Here is an 11,753-nt window from a genome sequence, read left to right on the forward strand (position 1 = left end):
TGTGAAGCAGGACAACAATATAAAAGAGCTTTGGCTACAAGATTTGAACAAGAAGCGCAGACTTTAGCTAAGCTGACTGGGTGGAATATTAATGATATTCGGAAAAAACAGCCTGTTAGTCAAAGTCAGCAACAGCAGCAACCTTTTTGGCGAAATATTTGGAATTAAAAAAGGTTAAAAAATAAAGAAACAGGACTTACGCAAAAGCCCCCCTTGCCCCCCAAATCTGGGGGGAGTAATACCAAATATGCCTAAACCCTTTTTTACCTTCTTTATTTTTTTGACTTTTAACTTTTGAATTTTGACTTTACTAGCCCATTTTTAATTAACAAAATTTATGAGTGAACCCTCTATCAATCAGTTACTGGAAGACTTGAAAGACCCTGATGAAAGTATCCGCGATCGGGCCACATCAGAACTCTGGCGCATTTGGTTCCACCAAAAGGGAATGATGGGTTTTGAACTGCTTCGACGCGCTCAGATATTGTTAGAAGCGGGAGAAGTTTCCCAAGCTGAAACCGTACTCACAGAACTTATCTCCGATATACCTGATTTTGCAGAAGCTTGGAATCGACGGGCGGTTCTCTACTACACAATAGGGGAGTATAAAAAGGCGATCGAAGATTGTAAGCTTGTTATAAAGCTAAACCCGATTCACTTTGGCGCACTGCACGGCTTAGGGTTGTCCTATGCCGCACTGGGAGAGTATCGCACAGCTATCCAAGCTTTTCGACAAGCACTGTCCATTCAGCCCTACGCTTTGATAAATCAAAGATTGATTCTAGAATGTACAGCTCGACTAAGTTAGATTCAAACGCTAAAGAGGTTGCTGTGGCTCGCAAACGCTTGATTATCGAGATGGGCATGGGAATAGATCAGCACGGACAGGAACCGACTGTCGCGGCTGCAAGGGCTGTAAGAAATGCGATCGCACACAACGCCCTACCTGGTGTCTGGGAAGTCGCTGGTTTAAGCGACCCAGATCTAATGATTGTCGAAGTACAAGTAGCAGTACCTTACCCAGAACAAATACGGGAAGCAGAAGTATTAGCTGTGCTACCTTTTGGGCGCAAAACGCTCACCGTTGAGCAAGGCGGTATGATAGTTCAGGGTCGGGCAATTGCCTCCCTCAACGATAAAAATGATGAAATGCTAATTGCTGTTGCTGCTGTCACAGTTTTTGTCGATATTGAGTAGAGAATAATATGTAGAAACGGTGGTTACTAAAGTGAAAAAAGCAGTAAACTGTAGTGAAGTGAGTAGATGAGAAAAAACGCTAATGCCGAAGCACCCCCTCGCAGAGGTCTTTGGATTCCCTCCAAACAACCTTTCGCCTGAAGCAGAACGTTACCGCCGAAATCGCCTTTGCCCTTACAACAATAAAGTTCCTTCTTGCACCAAGGATAAAGCCAACGATCCGTTAGGCGTTTGCAGTGTATTTGAGGGCAATGAAGTAGCCATTACCTGCCCTATTCGTTTGCGTGAAGATTGGTTGATTGCAGAGGATGCAGGTGCCTTCTTTTTCCCAGAAAACACAACTTGGACTTCCCTCACGGAAATTCGCCTCAATGATAAAAATGGAATGTCGGCTGGCAATATTGATGTGGTTCTAGTTGCCTACGATGAACGAGGTCGCGTAATTGATTTTGGTGCATTGGAAATACAAGCAGTTTACATTTCTGGCAACGTGCGTCAGCCATTTGAGTATTATATGGAAGACCCAACCAATCGCTCTAATATGGATTGGGGAGTACAAAGAAATTATCCGCGTCCTGATTATCTATCTTCGTCTCGCAAGCGTTTGGCACCGCAGTTAATATATAAAGGAGGAATATTGAAAACGTGGGCTAAAAAACAGGCTGTAGCGTTGCACAAAAGCTTTTTTAACAGGCTTCCTACTTTGCCAGAAGTTGACATAGCAAAAGCCGATATCGCGTGGCTAATTTACGATCTCAAGCACAATCCTGAGACAAACCGTTATCAGCTATATCGCTCTCGGACAGTTTATACTCTATTCCAAGCAGCACTAGAAAGAATTACAATTGCAGAAGCTGGCCCGATAGAGAATTTTATTGGTCATTTACAGTCAAAGCTGGATGAAAGATTAGATAATCCTCCAGACGCTCCCACATTATTAGATATTATGTGATAATTTTAAAATGCGACAACTATCCCTCTTTGAAAATAACCACCTCGATCGAATTACCAATGTTTCGTCAGTTGCCCAGCGCAGTCCTTTCCGATATCCAGGTGGTAAAACATGGCTTGTACCCCGAATTAGGAAATGGCTAACCAGTTTGCTAACGCGACCATCTGAGTTTATTGAGCCTTTTGCTGGTGGTGGTATTGTCAGCCTCACCGTTGCTTTTGAAGATTTGGCAAATCATGTGAAGATGGTGGAAATAGATGAGGAAGTTGCGGCTGTTTGGCATACTATTATTAACGGTGATGGTGAGTGGCTGGCAAATGAAATTTTTACATTCACTTTATGCGAAGCATCTGTTAAAGCAGTGTTATCAAAAAATAGTATTTTAATCCAAGAGAAGGCATTTCGGACTATCTTAAAAAACCGCATTAATCGCGGTGGCATTTTGGCAGCGGGTGCAGGAATGCTGAAAAGTGGAGAGAATGGAAAAGGACTGGGGTCGCGCTGGTATCCAGAGACGCTGAAAAAGCGGATTCTGGAAATTAAAGAAAAGCGCTCACGCATCACTTTTATCGAAGGCGATGGAATGGAAGTTTTAAAGGCAAATGCTCATCGTACTGATATGGTGTTTTTTATCGATCCGCCATATACAGCAGCGGGGAAAAAGGCTGGGAGTCGGCTATATAATTATTCCGAGATTGACCATGAAGAATTGTTTAGAGTGGTGAGTGCGATCGCAGGTGATTTCCTGATGACTTACGATCTTACCGAAGAGGTGCGGCAGCTGGCACAGAAATATGGATTTGATACGCAGACTGTGGCGATGAGAAATACCCATCATGCCAAGATGACAGAGTTGCTAATCGGTCGTAATTTGGATTGGTGTAGACGGGAACAGTAACCTGGCGTGTTTGGGGTATGCTAGGAATGTGGCTCTTAATGAGCGGAAGTAACTTTATTTAGAATACTATGAGATACTAAATATGCCAGTTGACACTGTTACACTTCAAATCCCACTGACTAATTTAGAAGCTACTTAAAATAAGCTAGATGATGAGATGATTAAATTATGAAACGCGCCCGTTAAAACATCTGCTTTGCGTTTGGGAATGTAAGGTAAAGTTATGAACACAGATATCAAGTCTCAATTTGTGCAAATTCAAGGAGCAAAGATTCATTATCTTGAATCGGGAGCAAACAATGCCAAATCGGTACTGTTTCTCCACGGTGCAAGTTTTAGCTCCCAAACTTGGCAAGAAATCGGTACTCTGAAACTATTATCTGAAGAAGGATACCGAGCAGTTGCTGTCGATCTTCCTGGCTATGGAAGTTCCGAGAGAATATCGGGATCTAATGTAGAGTTTTTGCTAGCATCGATCGAGATATTAAAATTAAACAAACCAATTTTAGTATCTCCCTCCATGAGTGGGAATTACAGCCTTCCCTTTCTTGTCAATAATTCAGAGAAGTTAAGCGGGTTTGTCGCTGTTGCTCCTGTTGGCATTATCAGGTTTACTCAGCAAGTTCAAGAAATCCAAGTGCCTACACTGGCAATTTGGGGAAGTAATGACCGGATAGTTTCTGTAGAAGAAGCTGACAAATTGCTCAAAGTTATGCCAAATGGTGAGAAGGTAATATTACAAAATGCTGGTCATGCTTGCTATATGCGGGCAACTGATGAGTTTCACGAACACTTAATAAAATTTATTGAGCGTTGTTAATCTGTTCGATCCTTTAAACCTTAAGGTTGTTACTTAATTCCCTAGTATGGCCGATCGAGATATCGTTACTATCCTCAAAACTTTACTATAAACTATCATCTATACATGACTTTAAATCGTCGCCAATTTCTCACAGCTTTTAGCATCGCAGCATTAACCGCCCAATTGCCGCAAATTGCCCAAGCTAAATCATCCCCATCACCAATTATTAAACCACCCAGCCTCAAAGTAGGCGATACAGTCGGATTGATCAACCCCGCTAGTCCCACCCCTCCCGAAGATATTGAAGAAGTTAAACAAACTCTGACAGATTTAGGTTTAAAGTTCAAATTGGGAGCGCATCTTCTCGATCGCTACGGTTATCTTGCAGGCAAAGATATCGATCGGGCCGCTGATGTCAACGCTATGTTTGCCGATTCATCAGTTAAGGCAATTATCGCCGGACGGGGCGGTTGGGGCTGCAATCGCATTTTACCATTATTGGATTACAAATTAATCCGAAATAATCCCAAAATTATTATGGGCTACAGCGATATTACTTCCCTATTGTTAGCAATTTATGCCAAAAGTGGGATGGTCACGTTTCACGGCCCAGTCGGTACATCGACCTGGAATCAGTTTACAGTAAATTACGTGAAGCGGATTCTGTTTAATGGGGAAGCTGTCACGATGCAAAATGCCTCAACCTCAGAAGAAAAGCTGTTCGTGCGGGATTCTCTTAAACCAACCGCAGTCCTTGTGGAAACTATTACCCCCGGAAAGGCTAAGGGGAAATTAGTGGGTGGCAATTTGTCTGTGTTGGCGGCGATGGTGGGTTCTCCTTACCTACCTGACTGGAAAAAAACTATCTTGTTTGTGGAAGAAGTTGAGGAGGAAGTTTACCGAGTTGACCGAATGTTGACTCAATTAAAACTTGCGGGAATTCTTGACCAAATTGCTGGCTTTATTTTTGGGCAATGCACCGATTGCGATCCAAAAAATCCAGAGAAGTCGCTGACATTAAACCAAGTTCTGAGAGAACACATACTTCCTTTGGGAATTCCCGCTTGGTACGGTTCAGCGATCGGTCACATTCCAAATAAGTTTACCTTACCGATCGGTGTCGAAGTCGAAATTGATGCCAGCGCTGGCACTATCCAAATGCTAGAAAGTGCCACTAAGCTGTGATATGTCAGATATGTTGTTGCGCTTCAGCGTTCTTTAAAGAGCTATGAAGCGCAACAACATACCAAATCTCTCAAGAGATTTGTTTGAGGCGATAACCGACACCGTGGACTGTCTCAATCAAATCTTTTGGCGCTCCTACAGACCTGAATTTTTGGCGTAAGCTTTTGATGTGAGCTTTAACAGTACTCTCTTCGGGTGGAGCCTCAAGAGACCAAATCCGTTCAATAATGACACTAGGGGGCAATACCCGCCGACCGTTACGGAGAAGAAGCTCTAACAGACTGTATTCTTTGGGGGTCAAATGCAGGAATTGGTCTTCATAAGCGACTTCATAGGTACTGGGGTCAAGACGCAGACTTCCCCACCCCAGAACCGGAGGCAAAGAAGAAAATCCCCGTCGCAGGGAGGCGCGAATCCGCGCAAATAATTCTTGTAGGTCAACGGGTTTGACAATATAATCATCCGCTCCGGCATCTAGACCGTTGACTTTATCAGTGCTAGTGTCGAGGGCAGTAATCATGATAATAGGTAGGCTATAACCATGACATCGCAGTCGTTTGCAAAGGCTAAGGCCATCCAGGTCGGGAAGCATCACATCCAAAAGAATCAAGTCATAGCAAAGGGTTTTGACCTGATGCCAAGCGGCTTCTCCATCATGGACAACATCAACTACATAACGCTGGTCTGTCAGGGCTTCTGATAAGGCTTCAGCAACCAACAAATTATCTTCGACTAGGAGCATTCTCATAGTGGAGATATCTTTCTATGTTAAGAGTGAACGGATGCAAAAACTACAAACTGAATATCTGCTTTAGGGCAGAATGATTTAAAACAATCTGGTCTCTGATTAAACAATGTTTGGACAAAAACAAGTGACCTCAGTCCCTTTTTTTGAGGGTGATGCCTATTATAAAAAACAGTTATTTTAGGAAAATCGCCATGTACTTACCGCTAATCTCGTTTAGGGTAAGCAGGGAAATTTGCCCTTTCATTAAATTATTACAGCTTTTGACAAATATTAAGAAAATGTATGAAACGCGACAAACCTCACCCCCCTAACCCCCTCTCCGACCTCGGAGAGGGGGAGTATTTCTCCCCTCCCTGTTGCGGGGAGGGGCTAGGGGAGGGGTTCCACTGTGACTGGTAGCCTGAAAAGCGACTTAGGCATTTTCATAGTGGAATGGGCGCGATCGCTTCATGCTATACCACATTAAAATCCAAAATCTGCTTTACTTAAAAAATCGATAAACTTACGCTTAATAGTGAGGGTTTTGAGCAGGCGTCGCAGATAGTTCGGGCTTCAGAGGGAAAACTAAGTCAGAGATGAGAGTAGCGCCATGCTCGGTGAAATACAGAAAGAGGTAGAGATGTCTTTGATTCCAGAAAAGATAAAGCCTGTCAAAACAGTCTGCGAGCAATGTCAGACCACCTTGTCAGCACTACAGGTGGCCCAAGAAAAGGTAGAAGTCAAAAGTCAAAAGTCAAAAGTCGAAAGCGACAAGGAGGACAAAGAAGACTCTTCCTCTCAACCAACTACTTATGACTGCATCCCCTCAAAAGAGGAACTGGCGGCTTGTAAGGCAGCAGAAGCAGAACGCCAGTACTATAAGGAGTTGTTCGATCTGGCACCAGACGGCTACCTGGTTACAGATGTACAAGGGGTGATTCAGGAAGCCAACCGCGCCGCTGCCACTCTACTGAATGTGTCCCAACAATTTTTGGTGGGTAAACCGCTCGTAATTTTCGTCGCTGAGCAGCAGCGTCGGCTGTTTCACTCTAAACTGACTAGGCGATTGCGCCAAAGCAGTGCGGTACAAGAGTGGGATGTGCTGCTACAGCCGTGTGATGACGGACTGATTAACGCTACTCTGCGGGTGAGTGCGATTCGCGATCGCGAAGGCAAACCAGTCGCTTTGGGTTGGTTGGTGCGGGATATTACCGATCGCAAGCAAGCCGAGTTAGTGCTGCGGAAAAGAAAGCGTTTGATTCACCAGATTGCTGACACAACCCCCATTTTGATTTACATCTTCGATCTAAAGCAAAAACGCAACGTCTACATCAATCGCCAAGCTTATGCCTGTTTTGGCTATACTCCGTCAGAAATTCAAGCAATGGGAGCGACGTTTTTTACAGAAATTTTTCACCCAGAATGTTTGCCTAAGCTTGCCGAAATCAAAGAACGATTTGCCAATGCTAAAGAAGGTGAGGTACTCGAACACGAATTGCTCTTAAAAAACGTCCACGGTGAATGGCGATGGCTTCACACTTGGGATATTGTCTTTACCAGAAATGCTGATGGTACACCAGAACAAATTCTTGGCACAGCCATAGACATCACCGATCGCAAGCAGGCAGAAGAGACGGGTCTAGATCTGGAAAGAGATCGAGAACTGAGCCAATTACAGACCCGCTTTTTTACTATGGCATCTCACGATTTTCGCACTCCCCTCAGCACGATCTTAATTTCTGCCCAATTACTCGAAAATGCTAACGAAGAATTACCGAAAGAAAAAAGGCTAAGGAACATTCAGAGGATTCAGGCATCGGCTAAAACGATGACTCAGTTATTAGATGATATTTTGACAATCAATAGAGCCGAAGCAGGAAAGTTAGACTTTAATCCAAAAGTTGTCGATCTAAAAAATATATGCGGCGAACTCACTAAAAAAACACAGTTTGTAGCTGGGAGCAAGCACACAATTACTTTTAGCAGTCAAGGTAAATGTAAAAATGCTTGCATGGACGAAAAACCCCTGCGAACAATCCTGGAAAATTTACTATCAAATGCGACTAAGTATTCACCCCAGGGAGGTAATATTGATTTTGCCCTAGTTTGCGAACCAGCAGAAGGAACCCAAGAGGGAATGGTTATTTTCCGAATTAGCGATCGCGGCATTGGCATTACACCAAAAGACCAAAAATATATGTTTGAGCCATTCCATCGCGGCAAAAATGTGGGAACTATCCCCGGTTCTGGACTGGGGCTAACTGTTGTGAAAAAGTGTGTAGAGTTACACGGAGGTAGCATTGCAGTAGAGAGTGAAGTTGGAGTCGGCACAACGATCGCAGTTACTATTCCTTCTTCTCCTGCATGTTTAGAATTAGTTAACTAGAACAAAATCCTGCTGAGTGATGAGATTTACTGGCACTCCTTTGAGAGTTGCTAAAAGTTCACCTGTTTTCGTAATGCCGATCGAAGTTCCATCACTACCTTGGTTAATTGTCAATTGTGCAAAAGTTAGATTACCGCGTAATTCCAGCAAGTCAACGTTATCTTCAAAATCGAGGATAATGTCAGTGCCTTTTACTGGTGATAAGACAAAGCGATCGGTCCCACTTCCACCCCTCAGCATATCATTACCTAAATCTCCACTTAGCCAATCATTGCCACCGCCACCTGTAAGAGTGTCGTTATCTTTGCCACCGTAAAGAGTATCATCTCCCTCATCACCATTTATTTTATCTTCCCCTTCATTGCCAAACAGCAAATCGTTGCCAATTCCTCCGCACAAACAATCTTTTTCACCAACACTACCAATGGGAACATCGCTACCATTGCCTCCATAGATGGTATCGTCACCATCCTCACCACAAAGACTGTCATTCCCCAAATCGCCAAACAGCATATCGTTACCAGCATCGCCAAAAACGATATCGTCATTTTTACCACCGCGTACCGTATCATTGCCTTCATTGCCACAAACGGTGTCATCCCCTTCATTCCCGTTGAGGAAATCATCGCCAATACCGCCTAATATCAAATCGCGTCCATTAGAATCGCCGATATCTTTAGCGGTGACACCACCAAAAATGGTATCGTTACCTTTGTCGCCCATCAGGGTATCATCGCCGCTATCTCCCCACATCTGGTCATTATCTTGACCCCCACGCACAATATCGTTGCCTTTGCCACCTCGGACAGTATCGTTACCCTGATTGCCGTTAATTACATCGTTCCCCTGATTACCGTTAAGTAAGTCATCGTCTTCGTTGCCGGAAATCCAGTCGCGATCGCTACCCTCTACGCCACCAAAAATGGTATCCTTACCATTGTGGCCGAACAAGTTATCGTTGCCTGCTTTTCCTTCAATAAAATCATTGCCACCCAAACCGTTCAGCGCATCATTTAGATTGCTACCGATCAGATAATCGTCGCTTTCTGTACCGGAAAGCGTATTGCTAGTTTGATTAACTTGTGCTAAAGAATAACCTTCTTTTCCCTCATCGAAGAAGCTATCTAAATTAGGATGAACAATTTGTTCGCAAAAGCAATCTTCCTCGGTATCGTCGTTGATGATAGTTCCCACACCTTGGTTATCAGCAATAGTGGCGTTGGTAACACCAATTAAATTAACAAAGAAGTTTTCGTTGTTTTCTACATTAATGTCACCTTGTACCGCAACACTAATAGTTTTGCTGATTTCGCCTGGATTGAATGCGATCGACCCTGAAAAAATCTGACTATAATCATTATCGGCAGTCGTAGCTGTACCGTCAGCAGTAGCGTATAAAACAGTAACACTTTGATTAGACGGCGCACTCAGAGTCAAGGTAAAGTTAGCTGGAGTCGTGCCGCTATTACTTTCAGCGATCGTGATATCGCCGATCGAAACAGTGGGTAAATTATCATTATCGATAATTTCTAGAGTAGCTGTTTTTTGAGTACCGATGTTTGTATTAGCACTGGGATTAGCTAACGTGAGAGTAAGGTTTTCATTCCCTTCAACTACGCTATCTTCGATAATGGGAACGGTGACAGTTTTGCTAGTTTCGTTAACACCAAAGCTGATAGTTTGAGTCGCACTGTTGAAATCAGAACCGCCTGTAGCTGTGCCGTTGGTTAGTTGCACATCTATATTAGATGTACCCGATGTATCCTCAGTACGGTTAATCGTGACGGAAACTCCTACTACCGTGCCATTTTCATTTACTTGATAGTTCGCTTGCGAAAAGGCAACGGTGGCGGGACTGTCATTATCAACAATTGTCAGATTAGCAGTATTTTGACTACCGATGTTTGTCCCACCACTAGGATTAACTAACGTGAGAGTTAGATTTTCGTTCCCTTCAAATAAACTATCGTCAGTAATGGGAACTGTGACAGTTTTTGTCGTTTCGTTAGCACCAAAGCTGATAGTTTGAGTGCTGTTATCAAAATCTGTACCGCCTGTTGCTGTGCCCTTAGTTAGTTGCGCCTGAACGTTCGATGTACCGGAAATGTCGCCACTGCGGTTAATTGTTATAGCAGCACCAACTACCGTGCCATTTTCATTTACTTGATAGTTCGCTTGCGAGAAAGAGACACTTGGGGAACTGTCATTATCTACAATTGTCAGATTAGCAGTATTTTGACTACCGATGTTTGTCCCACCACTAGGATTAACTAGCGTGAGATTTAGATTTTCGTTCCCTTCAAATAAACTATCGTCAGTAATGGGAACTGTGACAGTTTTGCTAGTCTCGTTCGCAACAAAGTTGATGGTTTGTGTGGTGGCGGTGAAATCTGTACCGCCTGTGGCTGTACCGTTAGTTAGTTGGATATCTACATTAGATGTACCCGATGTATCGCCAGTACGATTAATCGTGACGGCAACACCTACCACTGTGCCATTTTCGTTTACTTGATAGTTCGCTTGGGAGAACGCAACTGTAGGTGGACTATCGTTATCAAGTATTTCTAGATTGGCAGTATTTTGAGTTCCTATTGCTGTATTTGCACTGGAATTAGCTAAGGTGAGTGTTAAATTTTCGTTGCCTTCAAATAAACTATCGTCAGTAATGGTAACTGTGACAGTTTTGCTAGTCTCGTTAGCACCAAAGTTGATAGTTTGTGTGGTGGCGGTGAAATCTGTGCCGCCTGTTGCTGTACCGTCAGCCAGTTGTACATCTATATTAGATGTGCCTGTGGTGACGCCAGTACGATTTAAAGTTATGGCGACACCAACAACTGTGCCGTTTTCATTGACTTGATAGTTTGCTTGTGAGAATTGAATGCTGCTGTCGTTGTCGATGATTTGCAGAGTCGCGGTGTTTTGCGTTCCTATTGCTGTATTTGCACTGGGATTTGCTAACGTGAGTGTGAGATTTTCGTTCCCTTCTACTAAAATATCTTCGGTAATGGGAACAACAACGGTTTTTGTGGTTTCGTTGGCACCAAAGATAATATTTTGAGTGGTGTTGGTGAAATCAACACCACCTGTTGCTGTACCGTTAGTTAGTTGTACGTCTATATTAGATGTGCCTGTGGTGACGCCAGTACGATTTAAAGTTATGGCGATACCAACTACTGTGCCATCTTCAGATACTTGATAACTTCCTTGGGAGAATTGAATGCTGCTGTCGTTGTCGATGATTTGCAGAGTCGCGGTGTTTTGCGTTCCTATTGCTGTATTTGCACTGGGATTAGCTAACGCGAGGGTAAGATTTTCGTTCCCTTCTACTAAAATATCTTCGGTAATGGGAACGACAACGGTTTTTGTGGTTTCGTTGGCGGCAAAGATAATCGGAATAGTACTGTTGTTGAAATCTGTACCGCCTGTTGCTGTGCCATTAGCAAGTTGTACCTCTATATTAGATGTGCCTGTGGTGACTCCGGTTCGGTTTAAAGTGATGGCGACACCAACAATTGTGCCATCTTCCGATACTTGATAGTTTGCTTGGGAGAATTGGATGCTGCTGTCGTTGTCGATGATTTCTAATGTGGCAGTCTTTTGCGTTCC

At 43.5% G+C, this 11,753-nt stretch carries 9 protein-coding genes; 7 read left to right on the forward strand and 2 right to left on the reverse strand.

The features are described from left to right. Nucleotides 1-337: 337 nt before the first annotated feature. From LAY41_RS30075 to LAY41_RS30100, 6 genes are all read left to right on the forward strand, one after another. The gene (locus LAY41_RS30075) at nucleotides 338-808 is read left to right on the forward strand and encodes a tetratricopeptide repeat protein (protein ID WP_249106134.1); all 471 of its coding nucleotides are present in this window, start codon (nucleotides 338-340) and stop codon (nucleotides 806-808) included. Between the two features lie 23 nt (nucleotides 809-831). Further along, nucleotides 832-1,197, forward strand: coding sequence for a Lin0512 family protein (locus LAY41_RS30080; RefSeq protein WP_249106136.1), 366 nt, complete (start codon nucleotides 832-834; stop codon nucleotides 1,195-1,197). 82 nt (nucleotides 1,198-1,279) lie between these two features. Next, nucleotides 1,280-2,149, forward strand: a complete 870-nt coding sequence (locus LAY41_RS30085) for a NotI family restriction endonuclease (RefSeq protein ID WP_249106138.1) — start codon at nucleotides 1,280-1,282, stop codon at nucleotides 2,147-2,149. A 10-nt stretch (nucleotides 2,150-2,159) separates the two neighbouring features. After that, nucleotides 2,160-3,047: a DNA adenine methylase gene (locus tag LAY41_RS30090; RefSeq protein ID WP_249106140.1), complete on the forward strand. Its 888-nt coding sequence runs from the start codon at nucleotides 2,160-2,162 to the stop codon at nucleotides 3,045-3,047. Nucleotides 3,048-3,270: 223 nt separating this feature from the next. Beyond that, nucleotides 3,271-3,867, forward strand: coding sequence for an alpha/beta fold hydrolase (locus LAY41_RS30095; RefSeq protein WP_249106142.1), 597 nt, complete (start codon nucleotides 3,271-3,273; stop codon nucleotides 3,865-3,867). A gap of 105 nt (nucleotides 3,868-3,972) precedes the next feature. Next, nucleotides 3,973-5,034: a S66 peptidase family protein gene (locus tag LAY41_RS30100; RefSeq protein WP_249106145.1), complete on the forward strand. Its 1,062-nt coding sequence runs from the start codon at nucleotides 3,973-3,975 to the stop codon at nucleotides 5,032-5,034. Nucleotides 5,035-5,104: 70 nt separating this feature from the next. Here the strand turns inward: LAY41_RS30100 and LAY41_RS30105 are convergent, their stop codons facing one another. After that, the gene (locus LAY41_RS30105; RefSeq protein WP_249068242.1) at nucleotides 5,105-5,782 is read right to left on the reverse strand and encodes a response regulator transcription factor; all 678 of its coding nucleotides are present in this window, start codon (nucleotides 5,780-5,782) and stop codon (nucleotides 5,105-5,107) included. A 589-nt stretch (nucleotides 5,783-6,371) separates the two neighbouring features. Between LAY41_RS30105 and LAY41_RS30110 the strand changes: the two genes are divergently transcribed. Further along, nucleotides 6,372-8,147 carry a sensor histidine kinase gene (locus LAY41_RS30110; protein ID WP_249106147.1) on the forward strand — a complete coding sequence of 592 codons (1,776 nt, stop codon included), beginning with the start codon at nucleotides 6,372-6,374 and terminating at the stop codon, nucleotides 8,145-8,147. Here LAY41_RS30110 and LAY41_RS30115 read toward each other — a convergent pair. Then, a partial coding sequence (locus tag LAY41_RS30115; protein WP_275974476.1) for a Calx-beta domain-containing protein occupies nucleotides 8,136-11,753 on the reverse strand: 3,618 nt, incomplete at its 5' end. The two genes, LAY41_RS30110 and LAY41_RS30115, sit on opposite strands and share 12 nt — an antisense overlap.

Origin of the sequence: Argonema galeatum A003/A1 (assembly GCF_023333595.1) — a bacterium.
In the GTDB taxonomy this organism is placed as follows: Bacteria; Cyanobacteriota; Cyanobacteriia; order Cyanobacteriales; family Aerosakkonemataceae; genus Argonema; species Argonema galeatum.